Below are 20,594 nucleotides of genomic sequence, written 5' to 3' on the forward strand. Positions count from 1 at the left end.
ATCTTGAGCGAACTATTTGTTTAAAACCAGTTTTTGTTGATGCAACAGCCGCATGCACCCTTGTCGTGTTGCCGGATTCCAGAAGAATAATCAACCAATCTTACGCAGATTAGTTGGTGGCAGCCGTGCGAAAAGGCGGAAATCTAGGAAATCGCGATTTCTATCATTTTCAGAAGTATATTAGCTTTCCTTTTAGTGTGTCCTTTACATTCAGGTTCCCTGAGTAAGGCTTGCACAACTGACCTCATCGAGAAGAAGGTCTCGGTTCCAGTTGCTCCGTTCTCCATGGCGGAAATCAGTTCTGAACCGAAGTTTTGAAGTTCGGTTCCTGCAAGTATTCGAGCAAGTTCCCGAGCTTCCTCATAATGGTTGAATTTTTCCGCCAAAAACTGATCGCTTTCACTAACAATGAGGTTGGGAATTCACTGACAGAACATGATATACAATGGCGGTCCAATCCCATCAACCAGCAGACGCAACCGATAAACGGAAAGGCGTTTCTTGGTTGCGCTAATGCTTCCGCCGTAATGATGCCGATTCAGCTTATGCCAGATGTCTTCGCCGCTAATTCACCGAGTTGTGCCATTTAAATGGGGTAAGGGTAATGCTTGATTGCCTGTGACGCAGCTATGGCTTAGAGGGTTTCGGAACCCTATCTGAGATTGAGACCGTCATGCGCCTGTCCCGCTATTTTCTGCCTGTTCTGAAAGAGACCCCATCCGAGGCCCAGATTGTCAGCCACCGGCTGATGCTGCGCGCCGGGATGATCAAGCAATCCTCGGCTGGGATTTATTCCTGGTTGCCGCTGGGCTTCAAGGTTCTGAAAAAGATCGAAACCATCGTGCATGACGAACAGATGCGCGCCGGTCACGTGCCAATGCTGATGCCAACTATTCAGTCGGCTGACCTGTGGAAAGAGTCCGGCCGGTATGATGACTATGGCAAGGAAATGCTGCGTATCAGTGACCGCCATGGCCGTGATATGCTCTATGGTCCCACCAACGAAGAGCTGATCACCGATATCTTCCGTGGCCACGTCAACAGCTACAAAGACCTGCCGCTGACGCTGTACCACATCCAGTGGAAATTCCGCGACGAGGTCCGTCCGCGTTTCGGCGTGATGCGTGGCCGTGAATTCTACATGAAAGATGGCTATAATTTCGACCTCACCAAAGAGGACGCGCTGCACGCCTATAACCGTCACCTAGTCAGCTACCTGCGGTCCTACGAACGTATGGGTTTGCAGGCGATACCGATGCGCGCTGACGGTGGCCCAATTGGCGGCGACTACACCCACGAATTCCTGGTGCTGGCCGATACCGGTGAATCCGAGGTCTTCTATGACAGCGACGTCACCGATCTGAGCTTTGGTGACCGTGACATCGACTATGACAGTGTCGAGCAGTGTCATGGGGTGCTGGAAGAGTTCACAACCAAATACGCCCGCACAGACGAAACCCATGATGAGGCGTTGTTCAACGAGGTTCCAGAAGAGCGCCGCCGCACTGCGCGGGGTATCGAGGTTGGCCAGATCTTCTATTTCGGTACCAAGTATTCCGAATCTATGGGCGCCACAGTGCAGGGGCCGGATGGCAGACCAACTCCGGTCCACATGGGCTCACACGGGATCGGCGTGTCGCGTCTGCTGGGTGCGATCATCGAGGCCAGCCACGACGACAAGGGTATTATCTGGCCCGAAGGCGTCACCCCATTCCACTGTGGTATCGTCAACCTGAAACAGGGCGACGACGAGGCCGATGCGGCCTGTAACCAGATCTATGCAGCAATGACCGCCGCGGGTCTGGAACCCCTGTATGACGACCGCAAAGAACGCGCGGGCGGCAAGTTTGCCACCATGGATCTGATCGGTCTGCCATGGCGCATCACCGTTGGCCCACGTGGCCTGAAAAATGGTGTGGTCGAACTCACCTCGCGCCGCACTGGCGAAAGCGTTGAGCTAAGCCCGGAAGAGGCCGTGAAGAAAGTCGTCGAGATCTACGCGCCGCACATGACCAGCCGCGGGTTTTAAGGCTTGGGATAATCTGAATTGAGAGAAGGGTAGATCGCAAGATCTGCCCTCTTTTATTCGCGTGGTGCAACGCCCATTGTCGACAGACACTGCGGAATTGGATCTTTCCGTTTGGATTGATTTCATCGGAGGGATGCATAGATAGGTGTTTGAAATAATAGGATTTGAATATGTTTTTGAAGAAAGCGCTTAGCGGGAATCTCCCGACAAAGTTACTTAGAATCGCATCTGTTGGTCTGACCTTGGGGTTGAGCTGTGCGGCGATCACCGCAGAGGCAAAGGATTCAAGGATCGTCATTGGGACCGGCGGTAAGGCCGGTGTCTACTACCGGGCAGGTGAAGCCCTGTGTGGCTTCGTCAACAGCGCGCCATCAGATATCAACTGCAAAGCAAAAAACACGATGGGTGCTCAAGAAAACTTCCCTAAAATCAGACAGGGGAAGTTCGATTTCATAGTCGCCAGATCAGATTGGGCTAAGGATGCATTGAACGGTGCTGCTGAGTTTGCTGCAGTGGGACCGGACAAAAACCTCAGGTCGGTGTTTGCACTTTACGGCGAGCCGGTCATTGTCGTCGCCAGACAAGATGCAGGGGTAACAAGCCCTGGGAGTTGGGCAGGCAAGCGGATTGAACCGGGGTGGGTGAGCCGCAGTTTGTTCGAAACACTTCTAAAAATGCACAACGTTCCCAAGGCTGAATTCCCCACCGGCAGATCGGTCAAATCTGGGCACTGGGGTAAGGCTCTGTGTGGGGGGCAGATTGACGCCTTGGTCCTCATCGGTGCCAGCCCGTCCGGTTTGGTTCAGAAGATCTCCAAAGGCTGTAGTGTTACGTTGGTGAGCATGAGTGGGAAACGCGTTGACAAGCTGGTAAAAGGCGCCAGAGAACTGAGCCATACAACCATTCCCGGTGGCATCTACGATGGCGTGGGAGCATCAACTGAGTCTTTTGGTTATAATGCCACGGTTTTGTCCAGCGCAGATGTGCCTGAACAGGTTGTCTATGAATTTGTCAAAGCGACATTCCAGAACGTAGATGAAATGCGCAATCAGAACCCAGTTTGGTATGATCTGCAGCCTTCGAGAATGATCCGCGATGGCCTAGTCGCACCGCTACATCCCGGCGCGATCAGGTACTACCGCGAGAGAGGCTGGCTCAACTAACCCGCCGCCGGAGCTGCGGGGAAGGGTCTTATCCCGTCCGGTGAAAACTCTTCCTGTAATCCGCCGGAGACACATCCAAAAAACTGCGAAAGTGATAGCGTAGCCTGTCGGCGCTGTCGAAACCCACGGTCTGACTGATCACGTCAACGGACTGGGTTGTGGTTTCCAGTAACTGAGAGGCCCGTGTCACGCGTTCACGTGCGAGCCATTGCATGGCGGGCAGGCCCACATGGTTCTGAAACTGGCGTTGAAAGGTGCGCGGTGACATGCCCGCCAACTGCGCCATGCTGGAAATGCGGTGCGGGTCCGCCAGAGTATTGCGGACCTGATCCATCATGTCAGACAGGCGGTGCGGAGCTCCAGATTTGGCGACAGGTTGTTCTATGAATTGCGCCTGTCCGCCGTGGCGGTGCCCGTGCATCACCAAACGTCGGGCCACTGAATTGGCAATCTCGGCCCCGTAATGGTTGCGTACAATATGCACCGAAGCGTCAATCCCGGCTGAGCTTCCAGCTGATGTGATGATGTTGCCTTCGTCTACGTATAGCTCGTTGGGGCGTAGGGTGACATCGGGGTATTTCCGCGCAAAATCATCAATATAGCGCCAGTGAGTGGTGGCGCTGTGCCCATTCAGCACGCCTGCCGCTGCCAGCACATAGATGCCTGAGCATATTGAAAACAGCGTTGCACCACGGGCATGGGCCTGTTGGATCAACTTACATGTCTCTACCGGAACAGGCGCATCCTTGCCACGCCATCCCGGCACCACAACAATGTCTGCCTGAGCCAGATCCTGCTGGCCTCCGGTGGCCTGAACGATCAATCCACCCGCCGCTGCGCTGTGTTTGCCCTCGGTTTGTACGGATGAAAACTGAAATAGCTCACCAGTCAACTCGGGACGGCTCAGACCAAACACCTCGGCGACAATGCCGTATTCAAATGTACATAACCCATCATAGATCAGCGCCACAACACGGGGGGGCGTAAGAGAGGTCCGGTCTGAGATTGGCGCTTTTTGCACGGGGTTTGGCATGATCTGATGTGGCATTATTTCACCGTATCGTCGAATTACGTCATATCATTAGAAGGATACCAAACATGGTTCAAGACCCAGATCTCTTTGCCGCCGTACAGACCTATTTTGACGGGCTGTACTACTGTGACCCGGACCGGCTGAACGCGGTGTTTCACGAAAAGTCGAGCCTGTTTGATGCAGAGAGTGGTGAGATTTTTGCCGAGCCGATTGCTCTGTTTATTCGGGACGTAGGATTGAACGAGCCAAACTCTCCGTCGAATTTGGGTCAATCGCCGGAAAGTGAGATCCTGTTGGTGGACTGGCTGTCGCCGAAATGCGCCACGGTCAAAATCCGCATCCGCGCCCGTGAGAAGATCTATCAGGACCATCTTGGCCTTGTAAAAGGTTCGGACGGCTGGAAAATTGTGTCCAAGATCTGGTTTTTGGAACGCACTATTGGGTGAGGATAATTTACGATCTAGGCCCGGATAGGCAGAACTGTCCGGGCCAGCTTTTGGGGGGAAGTTTACGCCACTGACACACGCCGGATCGGCAGCGATTGCAGCACGGCAAAGGTGAGCTCTAGCGCTAAGAAGATGCCGACCAGCGGGCTGGCACCGTTCAGCAGAGCGTTGACCATCCAGGCCGAAAACAGCCAACGGCCCACCGCGTCCCAGCGGGCCAATTGTGGATCATTCAGTTTCAATCGCAGCACCGACCACAGAATGACGATAGTGCCAAAGAAGTTGCCAAACACAATGGCATAGGGGCTGAGATCGGGCAGGGGGCTAAGACCTGAAATGGCATGGGCGCTCCCCATCATCTGCCACATCATCGCCAGCGTCAGTGGCGTAGCATAGGGCCAGGTGATCAGCAGGTCATACCAGGCTGAAATTCGATACAGGCGGTGAAATTGGGATTGGGAGAGCATTCGTCACTTCCTTGTTGATCTGCGAATGCGGATGCTTGTAAACCTTGGACTTAAGTCCAGGGTCAAGGAGAAATGTCATGCGGATTGGAGATTTGGCAAAACGCTGCAAGGTAAGCTGTGACACGCTGCGCATGTATGAAAAACAGGGGCTGATCCGGGCTGACCGCTGGCCCAATGGCTATCGAGACTTTCCCGAGGGCACCGAGGATGTGGTGAACCTGATCCGTCAGGGGCAGAGCATGGGGTTTTCACTGGCCGAGATTGGCGCGCTGATGCGGGATATGCAGGGCGCGATGAGCGGCGAACAGGTGGCCGAGATGTTGCAGGGCAAGCTGGATGAGATTGACGCTCGCATCGCTGCTATGCAGGACCTGCGCAATATGGTGGCCGACCGTTTGACCCAGGCCTGTCCATTGGGTTGGGGGTTTACCGCGCAAGACAGTTCGGCGGCCTAAACGTCCCAATCTGCAAGAGCTGAGCTGGGAAAAATCAATCGCCCACCGGAGGGACAGTCACTGTCTGCTCCTGCAAGTAACCTGGTAGCCGTTTATACGATTTAGCATCAAAGGGATCGAATTCTTCCCAGAATGTTGGCTCATGAAATTCAAGGTTCAAAAGGAAGGTATCAAGACAGGACTTGAGTGAAATGTCCTGTCCCATTGATGCTCTGTACACAATGACCTGAAAATTCCCCGTTTCACTTTCAGGATCAAACCTTGGTTGGCAGATGCTGTTTGCAACGACTTGCCGATAGTCGGCTACCAACATCGACAAGTCCTGCTCAATTTTTTGTTGCTCAGAAATGACCCTGACGAGATCTACTGACAGATCTTGGGGAAGAGGAGTGCAGCCACCAGCAAAAGCCTGATCTTCGGTCATAAAAAATACCGTCGGCCGATCCTGTTCAAATGTATGGCTATAGAGCTGGGGTCTAAATATGGTAAAAGCAGTTCCTTTGTCTGTTTCTTTTGGTGTTTGATTGATTTGGCTTATGAATGTTCTGTGATGGCGTTTTAGAATTTCGTCAAATAGCCCAGTGGCAAAGGGATCGATTTCATCTGAGCAGATAACAATCTGACTACTCGATGAAATTTTCACGTCGACAGTGAAGCGAGGTTCCGCAAAGGAAATCTTAGGGAGGACAAGCAGGCTGGCCCCTAAGATCAGGATGTGACGAAACAATTTCATTTATGGCATTCGCGCTCAAATTTGTGTTGCTGAGACCTAGCGCGGGTGATCTGGCTTGTCTACGTCACTGACAGAGGGAGGAAATCCGCCTGATTGCAACGCCTTGCCTTGACCCCACCGTTGCAACCCCTCATTTTGGCGGAAAATTTTCGGGCAGGAGCCAAAATGGCCAGCACACCACCACCCTTTGCACGTTTCGAATGGATGATTGCCTGGCGCTATTTACGCGCCCGCCGCGCCGATGGCGGTGTGTCGGTGATGACCTGGATCAGCCTGATCGGCATCACTCTGGCCGTTTTTGCGCTGGTGGCCACATTGGCGGTGCGCGAAGGGCTGCGGTCGGACATTGTGCAGACCATGCTGGGGGCCAATGCCCATGCGGAAATCCACTATCGTCGCGATTTTACGGCTGAAATTCCGGTGGATCATCTGATCCGCGACTATGACGAGTTGGTACAGCGGCTGAGCGAAATGCCCGGTGTGACGCTGGCCTCGCCGCTGATCCGCGGACAAGTGATGGGCAGTTATCGTGGCCGTAATGTGCCGGTGGATGTTTTTGGCATCGGAGCAGAGGACCTGCAGAACTACCCCAAAATTGCCGTCTCGGACGAGGCCATCGGTGATCTGGCTGACTTTGAGAAAGGTGCCGCCATCGGTGCGATGATGGCGCGTCAACTGGGGGTGACGGTGGGGGACAAGATCAAGCTGATCTCGCCCAATGGCGTCAAAACTGCCATGGGGACCTCACCCCGGGTCAAAGCCTATGAGGTGGTCTATATCTTTTCCTCCGGCCAAGGTTTTGTAGACCAAAGCCGCCTTTACCTGCCACTGGCTGAGGCACAGAGTTTCTTTAACCGCGAGGGCGCGGTGGATCAGGTGGATCTGCGGCTGGATCGCCCGCAAGAGGTGCGACAGATGGTGCTGCCCTTGCTGCGCAACAGCAATGAGCGCGCCTATGTCAGCACTTGGGAAGACCGCGCGGGCGGCATGATCCAGGCGCTGAAAATGCAGGACAATGCGATCTTTATCGTGCTGTCGATCCTGGTGTTGATTGCGGCGCTGAACATCGTGTCGGGCTTGATCATGCTGGTGAAAAACAAGGGCCGCGATATTGGCATCCTGCGTACCATGGGGCTAAGCCAGGGATCGGTGTTGCGGGTGTTTTTCCTGTGCGGGGCTTCGGTTGGCACCATGGGCACGCTGTTTGGCGTGATCCTGGGCGTGGTCTTTGCCGCCAATATCGACAGTGTCTATGGCTTTGTCGATTGGGTCACCGGCAGCGGTGTGCGCGATCTGGAGGCCAACGGCTTCTTCTTCCCCTCGGCGGTTGTGACCACCGGCGACGTCGTCGCCTCGGCCCTGATGAGCATGGGGCTGAGCTGGTTTATCACCTATTTCCCGGCGCGCCGTGCGGCCCGGATGAACCCGGTTGAGGCGCTGCGCTATGAGTAAGATGATGCTGGAACTGAACGGGATTGTGAAATCCTATAACCGGGGTAAGCCGGGGCAGGTGGATGTGCTGCGTGGCGCTGAACTGCAACTGAAAGCAGGCGAGGTGGTGGCACTAGTGGCGCCCTCGGGGGCGGGCAAATCCACCCTGCTGCATATCGCCGGGCTGCTGGATACCCCAAACGAGGGCACAGTGCAGCTGGGTGGAGCTGAGCTGACCGGCAAAAGCGACCGCCGCCGCACCGTGACCCGCCGCCGGGATGTGGGGTTTATCTACCAGTTCCACCACTTGCTGCCGGAATTTACCGCTGCCGAAAACATCATATTGCCGCAGCTGGCCAATGGGATTGGCGAGAGGGCAGCGATGGCACGGGCGATGGACCTGCTCACTCGGGTTGGTCTGGAGGCCCGTGCCGGGCATCGTCCCGCGGCGTTGTCAGGGGGCGAGCAGCAACGTGTCGCGTTCTGTCGGGCGATGGCGAACAGCCCCAAGGTGTTGTTGGCAGATGAGCCGACCGGCAACCTGGACCCGGGAACATCGGACCAGGTGTTTGGCGCGCTGATGGAGCTGGTGGCAGGCAATGGTATGTCAGCGTTGATTGCTACACATAATCTGGAGTTGGCGGCCCGGATGGACCGGATGGTGAAGCTGGAAAATGGGGTGTTGGTGACGGTTTGAGATCACCCGCCATTTGCGGATAAGTATTTTCAATGAAAGAATTTACGGATGTTTCGGATCCGAGAATACAGCCATTTGAGACCTGCCAATATCTGTTGACCGAGCAGATTGATAAAGTGGTAGGCCAGTATGTGGAAATTAGTGTTACGACTGCTGGGGTGGGCGATAAGACTTTTAACGTCGGGCCAATCGAGGATGTCAAAGCGATCGAGGCGACACCCGAAAGTGACATCGCAATCTTTGGGTTTGCAAATTATGTTGCCTATGCAGTCACGGCTGAGACCTTTGTTCAAAACAACGACGACGAAGTGTTTGTTGGCAATCGGATACGCATTTACAGTAAGTCCCACTTTTTGGATTTTGTGCGGCGGTCGACATGGGCAAGCGCCGCGTATCCCGGCCCGTTGGTTCATTATCAGATCAATACATTAGACCATTCAATAGATGTTGTTACGAGCCAGCCGCCAGAGCTGAAGATCAAGCAGGGGGCAGCCTAAGCGGGCCTTTTTGTTTAGATTACGCAATGCGTCAGGATCGAATGTTGAAGCAAGGACAATGGGGTGGAGATAAACTGACGTTCGCCACCAATGAACCAATGCAGCAGGTCACCCAGCTAGGGTGTTTCGTCCCCTCCATGCAGGCGCATGTAGAGGCCTGCGGCAAGCGGTAGGTCCCAATCGTCATGTGGTATGTTGCACCACTCGACTTGGTCCGACCATCCATCACCAGTCCAACGCGCAAACAAGAAACGTACAAATTCGGGTTGAAAGGTCTCCCCAGATAAGCGTTCTCTTAGTTCTGGGGGAATTTTGTCCAGCGCTGCGTCTATCTCGGCGTCTGGTGCAACTTCGAAGTCGGTCAGATGCCACGCACTATGCCGCACAAGCCACGGGCCCATATCATCCGTCCACTGATAGGTGTTTTTGGTTAGGGGGCTCATATAGTCGCACCGCACCATCGCGTCGCAGACCTGTTTCAAAGCTGGGGTGCTGGGGCTAATGATATCGCTATGTCGATACAGGTCTTCGACATAAGAAGCATGGCAAGCTACGGCATCCAGAAAGAGGTCCAGCCCCTTGCGGCCAAAATTAACAGGCAACTCCAGACCGTCGAAAGACCTTTTCACCACCCGCCAATAGTCGTCCTCGGGCGTGAGAATCCCCACAGTTTCAAGCGCATCACACCCCATTTCAAAATTGGTCTGGGCTTGATCACATAACAGATCAGGAGAGGGCGTATCGTGACCAAGCCGCGAGATCATTTCATGTGCGAGCCAGGGAATGATGGCTAGGGATAGCTCCCTTTCGCTTTCGGTAAGTGGCTGGCTCATCTAAATATGTTATCCCGTGGGTTGTATGATGACTTGGTTATTGCACCAATCTCAATACTCTGTCGAGGTGATCAGGTAATCGGTGGACTGGAGATGATCCCAAGTACACTTGCGGGATGACTTGTTGTGACGGATTGAATAGCCGTTACTGGTTAAAGTGAAAAAGAAAGGGACATCATGCTGTCTGGCGTTTGCATCGGCACCAATGACATCGAGGCGGCACAAGTGTTCTATGACGCGGTTCTGGCCACAATCGGCATGCGCTGCGTGTTGTCTGAGCCGCGCGAGCGGGGCTATGCGGGGGCGGATGGGCGGATCAGCCTGTTTGTTTTGCTGCCCTTTGATGGTGAACCCGCGACATGTGGCAATGGCACGCAAGTGATGTTTTATGCGCCGGATGCGGCCTCAGTCCGGGCCTTTCATGCGGCAGCGCTCGACTGTGGTGGTACGGATGAGGGCGCGCCTGGGCCACGGGCATATCACCCCGACTACTACGGTGCCTATGTGCGGGATCTGGATGGCAACAAGCTAAATGTTTCGGTGAGCTTAGAGGGCGACACCAGCGATTGAATGTGCGGATTTGGGTTCAGCTGGTTTGGGTTGTCCTCCCCCTCAATTGAACCGTGTCTATTGTCATAGCTCAATTTTCCAGGGTGCGAATTGCGCTACGATGTCGGCAAGAGAGATGTCGATAGAGGCTTTGCCATGAGTTCTGACCGTATCATTGCCGCTGATAATCAGGTGCAGGCGGCACCGACGCTGAAACGGGCGCTGACACTGCCTTTGCTGACCCTGTACGGATTGGGCGTCACCGTGGGGGCTGGCATCTATGTGCTGATCGGCGCGACGGTGGCACAGGCCGGGCCGCTGGCCTGGGTGGCCTTTTTATTGTCGGCCTTTGTGGTCAGTTTTACCGCCTTTTCCTATGCCGAGCTGGCGACACGGTTTCCGGTCAGCGCAGGCGAGGCGGCTTATGTCGAGGCGGGGTTCAAACGGCCTGAGATTGCGACGCTGGTGGGGGTGTTGGTGGCCTGTTCGGGTATGGTTTCGGCGGCTGCGATCTCGGTTGGGGCGTCGGGTTATCTGGGGGGATTGACGGGGCTGCCGTCCCCTACGCTGATTGTTGCCATTGTGACAGCCATGGGCTTGCTGGCTTGGTGGGGGATCACCCAGTCTGTGACGGCTGCGGCGGTGGTTACAGTAATTGAAATTCTGGGTCTTGTGTTTGTCATCGTCTGGGGGCTTGGCGTGGCTGAGAAACAGGGAGCTACGGCGGCGGAGCTGCTGCCGAGCCTTGAGACTGGCAACTGGGGCGGCGTCATCGGGGCCTCGCTGTTGGCCTTCTTTGCCTTCATCGGATTCGAGGACATGGTGAATGTCGCCGAGGAGGTTGAGGAACCACGCCGGGTTATTCCGCGGGCGATCCTGATCACGCTGGTGGTGGCCACAGCGCTGTATGTAGCGACCTGTATCGCAGTTCTGGTTGCAGTCCCGACTGACGTGCTGGCGGGATCATCCGCGCCGCTGACACTGGTTTTTGCCAATGCACCCAAGATGATACAGGTGGGCTTTGCAGCCGTTGCCATTGTTGCCACCGTTAATGGTGTGTTGATCCAGATGATCATGTCGTCACGGGTGCTTTATGGGATGGCGGACCGTGGGCAGTTCCCAGCTGCATTTGCCCATCTGACCGCCAAAACCCGCACCCCCAGTGTGGCAACCGGATTTGTGACCGTCTGCATCCTGAGCCTTGCGTTGTTTTTTCCAATCGAGCGGCTGGCAGAATGGACATCGCAGATTGTGCTGGGGGTATTTGTCTGCGTGAACCTGGCACTGATCATGCTGAAGCGGCGATCTGACGTCGCGGGTGATCATTTCACAGTGCCTGTTTTGGTACCGTATTGTGGAGTGATCTTTAGCCTTGTTTTACTGGCAACGCGTTAGCTGTGGCGATTGCCCTGAGGGCGGCATATTACCCGCCGGGATGCGCCGATATTCCGAGGGTAAAGGCTAGATATCGAGATCGGCACTGAAGCGTAGACAGTACAGGCACTGCGTGACAGGATTGGGGAATTCTGGATGCAGGTGCTTTCTGGCCTGACCCAAGCTCGATTTTATTTTGGTATTTCTTATGAACATTGAAATTTCGCCCATCACCAAGTCCCACATCGAAGGGTTTCATGCCTGTGTTGACGTGGTTGCGAAAGAGCGAAAATACCTCGCTACTACCGAGGCACCTTCGCTGGATTGTGTTCGTGCGTTTGTTGAAAACAACATTGTCGAGAACAAGCCGCATTTTGTGGCCATGGATGGAAGCCGTGTGGTGGGGTGGAGTGATATCATCCGCAAGGAAAGACCGATCAGTCGCCACGTTGGAGTTTTGGGGATGGGGCTGCTGCCGGACTATCGCTCAAAGGGGGTCGGGCGCAGGCTGTTGCACACTGTGATCCAAGAGGCCGTTCCGGCAAGAGATGATCAGAATAGAACTGCTGGTTCATGCCACGAACACAGTGGCGATTGGGCTGTACGAAAAAATGGGTTTCCAGCTGGAGGGCACGATGAAGGATGATATTTTCATCGACGGCCAGTTTGACAGCACCCATTGCATGGCGCTGTTTGCGGATAGGTTTGAGCAACACACAAAGGCTTAGCTCTCATGTGATTGATAGCATTTGTGTGATCTGATCTTTTGCAAAAGGCAGTACATCTGAGTGCAGTCGATCCAGACGGTTCACAGTCAGGCTGTTTTGGTAAAGGTTGCTGACGTCGTGATCGATGCCAATACCGGCGACAGAAAACCCCGGCGTGTTCTGCACATCTTGAATGACGGATTCGAGGTGGTTCCACAGGTAGCGTGGCCCGTTTTCATTGAGCGTTGAATCATCAACCGGTACCCCATCCGAAAGCATCAGAATTAGGTTCCTATCAGCATCAAGATGTTTAAGACGCTCGGATGCCCAGAATAGAGCCTCTCCGTCGATGTTCTCTTTCAAAACATCCTGTCTCAGCAGGTTATAAATGGCATGGGGCGCACCCGGGGATGTGGCCTGTGCTGCCCGGTATTCAATATGCAAGATATCATTGAGACGGCCCGGGTTTCGGGGGCGGCCCGCGTTCAACCACCGTCGCCTGGATGTCCCGCCCTGCCATTCAGCTGTGGTGAACCCCAAAATTTCATAGCGAACTCCAAGCCGCCCTAGAAAATCAGCCAGCAATTCAACCAACAGGCAGGCAAGGATTGCGCGTTGGCCTTTGAGAGACCCCGAGTGATCAACGACAATTGAAACGGCGGTTTTGGATGGGACAAAACTGTTGTTTTGGAGGGCGCTGTCTACAAGTTTCATGCCGTCGAATGATGCTTGGGTCCTGATCGCTCCCACTGCATTTTCATAGTTCCGAATTTGCTCGTCCCAGACTTTTCTATCTTCTGGCGGCAAAGACCGAGCAAGGGCATCTCCGGAAATTTCGATGTCATTTGCCGTGGTGTAAATTTTGTAGTCCGTGACTGGGTCCGGAGTGTTCCATGGCCATTTCATATAATGTACTCCGCGAAAATTGGGCTTGGGTTTAAATCTACGGTTTCTTGGGTGCCGTTGGGGCCAAATATGCCGAACTGGTTGGTGTTGAACTTTAGGCCAATTGGGTAATCCAGACCCCCACCGCCATCACTGATACCCCTGCAGCACGGGTTAGGGTCAGCGGGCTGACCTGGGCTCCGAACAGGCCAAAGTGATCAATCGCGGCGGCGCTAAACAATTGGCCAAGCAGCACAAAGAACACCGCGTTGCCGACGCCGAAATGTGGCGCAACATGGGTGATGGACAGCACGTAGAATGCAACCAGCAGCCCAGCCAGCAGCAGGTGCTTGGGCGCGCTGGTGACCTGCATCAGGGTATGCGGGCCAAGCAGGAAATAGGTCAAGAGTGCAGCAGTGAAAGCAACCGCAAAGAGCACCACGCCTGCGGCCATTGGCGAGCCGATGTATTGCCCTAGCCCCGCGTTAAGTGCGGCTAGAACCGGGATGCCGACACCTGCGGCAAGCATGATCAGGGCGTAGTGGGTCATTGTGCTCTCCGGCTTTTGGTGGTGGATTTCTGCGACAGGGGGCGGAAATGTGCAAGTGGTGTCAGCCGCTAATCACAGATCCCGCGCACTTGGAGGCCGTCCCAGGGCAGATACAGATCATCTTCGCGGCTTTGCGGCAGATCTGTCACCGGCATCACCGCACCGATCATGTCATGCAGGCGGCGGGTGCGTTGCGCTTTGGGGGCAAGTGCGCGGCAACAGACATATTCCTCGACAATTGAGCCCTGCTGTTCGTAGCCAAAACTGAGAAAATCAGCGTCCGACTGCAGGTCAAACAAATAAGGGTCAGTACGATTGCCATGTTCGGCAGCGGCGCGCAGGGGGTGGTACCCTGTGGTCTTGCGGTTTTGCCATTGCCAGACATGGGTCAGCTCGTGGGCGAGCAACATGGCCTCGACCAGATAGAGCTGCCCTGGGTAGTCCGGCGTGAAATCCTCGGCGTACCACTCTTTGGTGAAAAAGATTTTGTTGAAAACCGCCAAGGCGGCGGGGGAGGCGGTGACGATTTCGTCTTTGACTGGTGGCAGGATGCGTTCACGGCAGGCCAGGCGCGGGCGGGGTTGACGGCGAAAGGTGACCGATCCCACCGGGGCGCCGCGCACCAGGCGCACGCGGTCCATGTTCAGGGTGTCGCCGTGGATTTGGGCAGCAAAGGCCCGCTCGCTTTCGGTCAGGGGGCGCCCACAGGAGGCGACGAATATCAGGATCAGAAAAGCGCGCAGGATCATAAGGCTAGGTTAGCCGGGCTTGGCCGAGTGTGACAACCGATACTGCGCGGCAATGGTGAAAATATATCCACCAGGCGCATCAGCAGCTAAAGGCCAGCACCCGGCTGATTTCGGTCAAGCCGCGGCCAGATTGATCCATCCAGCTGTTAAACGCGCCCTGAACCGCGCGCATAGCGGTTTTAGTGGTGGCGGGTTTGTCGATCACCCCTTCGGAAATCAGCCTTGCGGTGACATCGCGTGACAGGATAAAGGCATCGCGCCCGGCAAAGCGCATGGCATATTGCCCGGTCATTGCCCCCAACCGGCTGCCGCGTTTCTTGAGCATCTCCAGTAGACCGATGTAATCGTCCGAGGGCCAGTCACCCAGCACCTGACCCACACCGCCCTCATCGCGCAGTTCCAGCAGGAATGCGGCGTTATCGCGCACTGTTGCAATCTTGGTGCCATTGCGGACGATGGATGTGTCGCCCAGCAGGGCGTCGAATTTCTCGTCATCCATAAAAGCGCAGCGGCCGACGTCGAATCCGTTGAATGCGGTTTCAAATCCGTCCCATTTGGCCTCGATCACCTTCCAGTTAAATCCAGCCTGAAAGATGCATTTGGTCATCACTGCCAGCCAGCGGTCCTCGGACAGGGCGGTGATGTTGGGGGTGGGCTTGATCAGCTTGGCCTCAAGCGCGTCGGCGCCGCCGTGGCGGTCGGCGGAAATGGCGTAGATATCGTCAAATGTGCGCATGGAGGCCCCCTGATTTTGCAACAGCTTAGCGGGCTGGCCGGTAGAGCTCTACCAGGGATTTGCCCAAACGAAAGGGTGCTGCAAAGCTGAGCAGGCAGAGGGCGAGGATCTGAAGGATCAGGATTGGCGCGTTGTCCTGCAGTACCTCCCATTCGCGTTTTAGCTGGGTGACATGGATGATCAGCTCGTCATAGGCGCGGGCTAGGATCAGGAAATCGCCAGCAATGGCGGGGACTTTGCGGCGCATATTGTCTACGGCGGTTTGGGTGGTGTCATCCAGCGCGGTGAAAACCAGAAATGCAGTGGGATCAAAGGCATCCGCCTTGGCGCTCATCTCTTTCATATCGTCCATCGAACTGCGCTGACCCAGCAGAAATCCTAGGCTGCGCAGTGGTGCGACCTCATCCGTCACGGCCAGAAACAGCGGTAGGTCGGCGTTGCTGGCGGTGGAGGCAGAGAGGAATTCGATCTTGTCGCACAGGGCGGCGATGTCGGCGTCATAGGCCGGATCACAGAACCGCAGGCGGAACCGTGCGGCGTCGCGGTCAAAGGCGGCGGTGGCGGCATAGGCGATGTCGATCTGGCGTTCCAGCCGCGAGCTGTCAGCGGCATAGATACCGGTGATCACCGCCACCAGCGCACCAAAGCCACCCAGCACCACCCAGACCAGATCTGCCAGTTTCCAGGCGCGATGGCCTGCAGGATGGCGGAACAGGAACAGGGTGCCCAGCCCGCCAAGCGCAAAGCAGAGCAGGATCAGCAGCAGTTGGTTGTCGGCAATGAACATCATAAAGGGCCCCGCGTTTGCTTGGTGTCAGCCTAGGGACAGGCGGGGCAGCGGGGCAAGCGGGCTCACGGGGTTGTCAGGTCATCGTGTTTTGGTGTTGGGCCTTAGGTAAAGAGGGCGGTACCGCCTGGGGCGGAGGATCGGGGCCGGTTGCCCCATTGCAGGGACGGCTGGCCATATGCGCCATGGGTCCCCCTGCACCTGGTTGGTGGTGGTCTGAGGGGGCCGAGGTCTCCTGGGTATTGGTCCGGATGCCAAACCGGGCCGGTGTCGCGACGGGAGGGTTATGGCATCACCGGGTTAAGATAGCCCAAGCAGGGCGTACGCTGGGTGCGCAACACCCCACTTTTGCCAATTTGGCGGCAACCTGCTTTGATGGCACTGTTTCTGTGTATGAGGTGATTTATGGGTTTGTTTGATTGGTTGACCGGAACAAAAAAGCCAGCCGACGGGGTGGCGGCGGCCTCTGCTGAGGATGTGCGGGCGGCTATATTGGCGGTGAACCGCGACACGGCGCCGTTTAGTGTGGCGGACTGCACAGATGGCAGTTGTGACATTGTAGCCGAGTGGAAGATTGTGGATACCAAATGGGTTGAGGTGTTTGCCAAGGCGGGATTGGAGCGGGCGGCGCAGATCAAGATGCGGCTGGACGTGGACAAGTGCGAGGTGCGGGCGGTGGATCAGGATTACACCATCAGCTGGCGTGCCGGGGTGCCGGAGCTGTCGTTTTCAGCCTCAGCCTTTCGCGGACAAAAGAAAGAGGTCTCATTCGGCCGCGCCTATGGGTTCACCGAGGAGCTGCGGCCCGGTGAGATCTACAACTATCACTTTGACAGCAAAGAGATGAAGGCGCCGCTGCAAGAGGCGGTGACCACATATGGTTGGGTCTGGCGCGGGGTGGCGTTTGGAAAGTTGTAGAGTTCGAACTGGTCCGCGCAGCGGCAAACAATCTGGGAGATTGTTTGAAGTGAGAACGGGCGGAGCCCCAGAAACCGGGCGGCGTAAATAAAATTCCAGATTTTCCGGGCATTCTCCTTTGGGGACGTAAGGCATAGCCTCACGGCCCGCGCCTGACCTTCCCCCCGGGAAGGCGCATTCGCACCTCCCCAAGGTCAGGCGTGGGCCTTATGTTGAGTGTGAACAAAAGGGGTTTTTTATCTGAAAAAAATGGTTCCCGTACTGGCCTTTTCCTGGCTGCCCTTTTAGTTGTTTAGGGAGGGGTACTAACAACAAAAAGCAGATCATGGACAATACAACTTTTATTATTGGGGCCGGAGCTAGTGTGGATTTTGGGATGCCTACTGGTGACCAATTGATTTCGGTCATTTCCGAACTTTGCCTTGGTGTGGACGCCGACAGTGGTATATTTGAATTTAGTGAATTTGATGAAGTAGTTCGAGAACTTCGCCATGCGTCTGAGATTTCTATCCAAAACCGGGACGCCGGCCTGTTTTATGACGACGAACCTGTAGATGATCATCTCTTTAAGATCGGGAGTTCTCTGTGGTTGTCAAAAAGCATTGATAACTTCCTAAGGGAGCAGAATGACGAAAGGTTAATCAAAATTGGAAAGAGGGCTATTGTTGCTTCAATTTTATATTATGAACGCAATCAATTAGCTGCAAAGGGGCAAGGTGATGAAGCTGGGGGAGTTCGAAATAATCCGCTGTATAGTCCTGAAAGCTCAAGGAGACGAAGCCTCAATTTTTCCGCTTTGAGAGAAACTTGGTTGGTCCCATTTTTCCGGTGCCTACGCGGTCAAATCGAGGTAGGGGAGTTGGAAGAAAGATTGTCTCGTACCAATTTGATAATCTTCAACTACGATCGTTGTGTAGAGCATTTTCTTTTTCACGCGTTTAGTGCTTTTGACGATCTTGGACACTCTGAAGCGGCAAAACTGCTGTCGAGAATGAATATTATCCATCCATATGGTAAGATCGGCGATCTTCCGTGGGAGGTTGAGACGGATCTAAACGTTGATTTTGGTGGTATAGAAAACTTAGAAAAAGCCCTTAGGAAGGCGGATCGTATTCGTACTTTCATGGAAAGCCGTGATGCAGAGGTGGAGTTCAGAATACAAGAAGCAGTGAAGCGCTCAAAATCACTAGTTTTCTTGGGCTTTGGGTTTGCTCAACAAAATATGGAACTCATAGGAGCTAACCAAAACTTGGGGGCTGATTACAATTTCAGACGGCAAGTTTTCGCAACTGGCTACGGCCTGAGTGCATATCAGTCTGAAAAAGCAAAGCGTAATTTAGCACCACTGCTTAACGGGGACTTACGACCGGAGTTGAGATCTTCCAACGCCGATCCGAATAGGGTCAAACTCCTAAAAGGAACTTGTAGTGATTTGTTCAGCGAATACGAAAGCGAATTTTTCCTCTAAACATCCAACTCCTCCACAAACCGCGCGTTCTCCTGAATATATTGGAACCGCAGCTCGGGCTTTTTGCCCATCAGCTGCTCGACCAAATCACCGGTCTCACCGGGTTCATCCTCGTCAATGGTGATGCGGATCAGTTTGCGGGTGGTGGGATCCATGGTGGTCTCTTTCAAGTCCTTGGCATCCATTTCACCAAGACCCTTGAAGCGGGAGACATCGATCTTGCCCTTGCCGCCCAGGCCTTTTTCCAGCCATTCGTCGCGTTCAGCCTCGTCCAGGCAATAAACCCGGCGCGCGCCCTGGGTCAGGCGGAACAGCGGGGGGCAGGCCAGGTACAAATGACCGCCGTCGATCAGCGGGCGCATCTGGGTAAAGAAGAAGGTCATCAACAGCGCGGCGATGTGGGCACCGTCGACATCCGCATCGGTCATAATGATGATCTTGTCATAGCGCAGATCGTCGGGGTTGAACTTGGTTCCCAGCCCGACGCCCAAGGCCTCGCACAGATCGCGAATTTCGGCGTTGGTGCCGAGTTTGGATGACGCCGCGCCCAGCACGTTGAGGATCTTACCCTTCAGTGGCAATAGCGCCTGATTTTTCCGGTTGCGGGCACCTTTGCCCGAGCCACCCGCCGAGTCCCCCTCGACGATGAACAGTTCGGTGCCAGCACGGTTTTTGGCGGTACAGTCGGTCAGCTTGCCGGGGAGGCGAAGTTTCTTGGTGGCTGACTTACGCTGGGTCTCTTTTTCTTGGCGGCGACGCAGGCGTTCCTCGGCCCGCAGCACCAGGAAATCAAGGATGGCGCCGGCGGATTTGGTATCCGAGGCCAGCCAGTTGTCGAAGTGGTCGCGGACTGAGTTTTCCACCATCTTGTTGGCGGCCTCGGTCGACAGGCGGTCCTTGGTCTGGCCCACGAATGCAGGGTCAGCGATGAAACAGGAAATCAGCGCACAGCCGCCCGCCATCAGGTCGTCGCGGTTGATCTGGCTGGCCTTCTTGTTGCCGACCAGTTCGCCGTAGGCCTTGATGCCCTTGAGGATCGCGGCCCAGAAGCCGGTGACATGGGTGCCGCCCTCGGGCGTGGGGACGGTGTTACAGTAGGACTGGGTGAAACCGTCACGCGACGGGGTCCAGTTGATCGCCCATTCGACGTATCCCGCCTCGCCAAATTTCTCGCGGAACTCGACCTTGCCTGCAAAGGGCTCGTCGGCATAGATCGAGGATTTTCCCAGCACCTCGGTCAGGTAGTCTTTGAGACCGCCGGGGAAGTGGAATGTGGCCTCGGTTGCGGTTTCACCGTCGTCGATGGCGGATTTCCAGCGGATTTCAACGCCCGAGTAGAGATAGGCCTTGGAACGGACCAGAGTGAACAGGCGCTTGGGCTTGAAGCGGTGGTGGCCAAAGATCTGCTCATCCGCGTGGAAGGTGACAAAGGTGCCGCGTTTGTTGGGGGCAGCGCCGACTTTTTCCACCGGTCCCTGTGGGATCCCGCGTGAAAACCGCTGTTCGAACAGCTCTTTGTTCTTGGCCACCTGCACCACCAGGCTATCAGACAGAGCGTTCACCACAGACGAACCCACGCCGTGCAGACCACCGGATGTCTGGTACGCCTTGCCCGAGAATTTACCACCGGCGTGAAGGGTACACAGGATCACCTCAAGCGCGGATTTGTCCGGGAACTTGGGGTGTGGGTCGATTGGGATACCACGGCCGTTGTCGGTGATGGTGACTGAGTAGTCCGCGTTTAGGATGACTTCGATGCGGTTGGCATGGCCGGCCACCGCTTCGTCCATCGAGTTGTCGAGGATTTCTGCCACCAGGTGGTGCAACGCGCGCTCATCGGTGCCGCCGATATACATGCCCGGTCTTTGGCGAACGGGTTCCAGTCCCTCCAGGACCTCGATCGAGGACGCATCATAGGTTTCCGTTTCGGAAGGGGAGAGGAGATCGTTGGCCATGTGGGGAGCTGCTCATTGGTCGTGGTGGTTGCGGGCAGTATGGCAGGTGTCGCTGTTCGGGGGAAGGGGCAGACTAGGTGTTGTGGATAAGTGGGGAGAAGGGGGCAGAGTTGGATGGATTGGGCTTTGGTC

At 55.3% G+C, this 20,594-nt stretch carries 23 protein-coding genes; 13 read left to right on the plus strand and 10 right to left on the minus strand.

Translation table 11 applies throughout. The features are described 5' to 3' along the window. Nucleotides 1–673: 673 nt before the first annotated feature. Nucleotides 674–2,029, plus strand: coding sequence for a proline--tRNA ligase (gene proS, locus AC2T28_RS14170; protein ID WP_486748827.1), 1,356 nt, complete (start codon nt 674–676; stop codon nt 2,027–2,029). 170 nt (nt 2,030–2,199) lie between these two features. Continuing rightward, a complete protein-coding gene (locus AC2T28_RS14175; RefSeq protein ID WP_486748826.1) occupies nt 2,200–3,192 on the plus strand; it encodes a TAXI family TRAP transporter solute-binding subunit in 993 nt (330 codons plus the stop codon). Nucleotides 3,193–3,220: 28 nt separating this feature from the next. Here AC2T28_RS14175 and ftrA read toward each other — a convergent pair whose 3' ends face one another. Then, entirely contained in the window at nt 3,221–4,240 is a 1,020-nt protein-coding gene (gene ftrA, locus AC2T28_RS14180; protein ID WP_486748825.1) for a transcriptional regulator FtrA, read from the minus strand. Between the two features lie 50 nt (nt 4,241–4,290). Here ftrA and AC2T28_RS14185 point away from each other — a divergent pair, with 50 nt between their 5' ends. After that, nucleotides 4,291–4,671 carry a nuclear transport factor 2 family protein gene (locus AC2T28_RS14185; protein ID WP_486748824.1) on the plus strand — a complete coding sequence of 127 codons (381 nt, stop codon included), beginning with the start codon at nt 4,291–4,293 and terminating at the stop codon, nt 4,669–4,671. Nucleotides 4,672–4,733: 62 nt separating this feature from the next. On the opposite strand, the gene AC2T28_RS14190 is transcribed toward AC2T28_RS14185, so the two are convergent. Next, on the minus strand, nt 4,734–5,138 hold the full coding sequence (locus AC2T28_RS14190; RefSeq protein WP_486748823.1) for a hypothetical protein: 405 nt from the start codon (nt 5,136–5,138) through the stop codon (nt 4,734–4,736). Between the two features lie 77 nt (nt 5,139–5,215). On the opposite strand from AC2T28_RS14190, the gene AC2T28_RS14195 reads away from it, so the two are divergent. Next, on the plus strand, nt 5,216–5,593 hold the full coding sequence (locus AC2T28_RS14195) for a MerR family DNA-binding protein (protein ID WP_486748822.1): 378 nt from the start codon (nt 5,216–5,218) through the stop codon (nt 5,591–5,593). Nucleotides 5,594–5,627: 34 nt separating this feature from the next. On the opposite strand, the gene AC2T28_RS14200 is transcribed toward AC2T28_RS14195, so the two are convergent. Continuing rightward, nucleotides 5,628–6,326 (minus strand): hypothetical protein, encoded by a 699-nt coding sequence (locus AC2T28_RS14200; protein ID WP_486748821.1) that lies wholly within the window; start codon nt 6,324–6,326, stop codon nt 5,628–5,630. Between the two features lie 165 nt (nt 6,327–6,491). Between AC2T28_RS14200 and AC2T28_RS14205 the strand changes: the two genes are divergently transcribed. From AC2T28_RS14205 to AC2T28_RS14215, 3 genes are read left to right on the plus strand one after another with little or no spacing between them, the layout of a single operon-like run. Continuing rightward, a complete protein-coding gene (locus tag AC2T28_RS14205) occupies nt 6,492–7,778 on the plus strand; it encodes an ABC transporter permease (protein ID WP_486748820.1) in 1,287 nt (428 codons plus the stop codon). Further along, nucleotides 7,771–8,454 (plus strand): ABC transporter ATP-binding protein, encoded by a 684-nt coding sequence (locus AC2T28_RS14210; RefSeq protein WP_486748819.1) that lies wholly within the window; start codon nt 7,771–7,773, stop codon nt 8,452–8,454. The genes AC2T28_RS14205 and AC2T28_RS14210 overlap by 8 nt, the downstream gene beginning before the upstream one ends. Nucleotides 8,455–8,486: 32 nt before the next feature. Further along, nucleotides 8,487–8,951 carry a hypothetical protein gene (locus AC2T28_RS14215; RefSeq protein WP_486748818.1) on the plus strand — a complete coding sequence of 155 codons (465 nt, stop codon included), beginning with the start codon at nt 8,487–8,489 and terminating at the stop codon, nt 8,949–8,951. 116 nt (nt 8,952–9,067) lie between these two features. On the opposite strand, the gene AC2T28_RS14220 is transcribed toward AC2T28_RS14215, so the two are convergent. Beyond that, nucleotides 9,068–9,784, minus strand: a complete 717-nt coding sequence (locus tag AC2T28_RS14220; protein WP_486748817.1) for a hypothetical protein — start codon at nt 9,782–9,784, stop codon at nt 9,068–9,070. Between the two features lie 177 nt (nt 9,785–9,961). On the opposite strand from AC2T28_RS14220, the gene AC2T28_RS14225 reads away from it, so the two are divergent. From AC2T28_RS14225 to AC2T28_RS14235, 3 genes are all read left to right on the plus strand, one after another. Further along, complete coding sequence (locus AC2T28_RS14225) at nt 9,962–10,354, plus strand: VOC family protein (RefSeq protein ID WP_486748816.1); 393 nt, start codon at nt 9,962–9,964, stop codon at nt 10,352–10,354. A gap of 135 nt (nt 10,355–10,489) precedes the next feature. After that, on the plus strand, nt 10,490–11,728 hold the full coding sequence (locus AC2T28_RS14230; RefSeq protein ID WP_486748815.1) for an APC family permease: 1,239 nt from the start codon (nt 10,490–10,492) through the stop codon (nt 11,726–11,728). A 187-nt stretch (nt 11,729–11,915) separates the two neighbouring features. After that, complete coding sequence (locus AC2T28_RS14235; protein ID WP_486748814.1) at nt 11,916–12,353, plus strand: GNAT family N-acetyltransferase; 438 nt, start codon at nt 11,916–11,918, stop codon at nt 12,351–12,353. A gap of 85 nt (nt 12,354–12,438) precedes the next feature. Here the strand turns inward: AC2T28_RS14235 and AC2T28_RS14240 are convergent, their stop codons facing one another. The 5 genes from AC2T28_RS14240 to AC2T28_RS14260 all read right to left on the minus strand — a co-directional run bounded on the left by AC2T28_RS14240 (nt 12,439) and on the right by AC2T28_RS14260 (nt 16,124). After that, nucleotides 12,439–13,320, minus strand: coding sequence for a cobaltochelatase CobT-related protein (locus AC2T28_RS14240; protein WP_486748813.1), 882 nt, complete (start codon nt 13,318–13,320; stop codon nt 12,439–12,441). 94 nt (nt 13,321–13,414) lie between these two features. Then, nucleotides 13,415–13,849: a DMT family transporter gene (locus AC2T28_RS14245; protein WP_486748812.1), complete on the minus strand. Its 435-nt coding sequence runs from the start codon at nt 13,847–13,849 to the stop codon at nt 13,415–13,417. Nucleotides 13,850–13,917: 68 nt separating this feature from the next. Further along, nucleotides 13,918–14,598, minus strand: a complete 681-nt coding sequence (locus AC2T28_RS14250; protein WP_486748811.1) for a hypothetical protein — start codon at nt 14,596–14,598, stop codon at nt 13,918–13,920. A 79-nt stretch (nt 14,599–14,677) separates the two neighbouring features. Further along, nucleotides 14,678–15,334: a DNA-3-methyladenine glycosylase I gene (locus AC2T28_RS14255; RefSeq protein ID WP_486748810.1), complete on the minus strand. Its 657-nt coding sequence runs from the start codon at nt 15,332–15,334 to the stop codon at nt 14,678–14,680. A 25-nt stretch (nt 15,335–15,359) separates the two neighbouring features. Next, on the minus strand, nt 15,360–16,124 hold the full coding sequence (locus AC2T28_RS14260; protein ID WP_486748809.1) for a hypothetical protein: 765 nt from the start codon (nt 16,122–16,124) through the stop codon (nt 15,360–15,362). Nucleotides 16,125–16,306: 182 nt separating this feature from the next. Here AC2T28_RS14260 and AC2T28_RS14265 point away from each other — a divergent pair, with 182 nt between their 5' ends. From AC2T28_RS14265 to AC2T28_RS14275, 3 genes are all read left to right on the plus strand, one after another. Beyond that, complete coding sequence (locus AC2T28_RS14265) at nt 16,307–16,540, plus strand: hypothetical protein (RefSeq protein ID WP_486748808.1); 234 nt, start codon at nt 16,307–16,309, stop codon at nt 16,538–16,540. After that, a complete protein-coding gene (locus AC2T28_RS14270) occupies nt 16,527–17,039 on the plus strand; it encodes a hypothetical protein (protein ID WP_486748807.1) in 513 nt (170 codons plus the stop codon). Before AC2T28_RS14265 ends, AC2T28_RS14270 begins: the two co-directional genes overlap by 14 nt. Before the next feature lie 325 nt (nt 17,040–17,364). Further along, a complete protein-coding gene (locus tag AC2T28_RS14275; RefSeq protein WP_486748806.1) occupies nt 17,365–18,507 on the plus strand; it encodes a hypothetical protein in 1,143 nt (380 codons plus the stop codon). Here the strand turns inward: AC2T28_RS14275 and parE are convergent. Then, entirely contained in the window at nt 18,504–20,462 is a 1,959-nt protein-coding gene (gene parE, locus AC2T28_RS14280; protein WP_486748805.1) for a DNA topoisomerase IV subunit B, read from the minus strand. The two genes, AC2T28_RS14275 and parE, sit on opposite strands and share 4 nt — an antisense overlap. Nucleotides 20,463–20,594: the final 132 nt, after the last annotated feature.

The sequence above is a fragment of the Parasedimentitalea nitratireducens genome, from assembly GCF_057444295.1.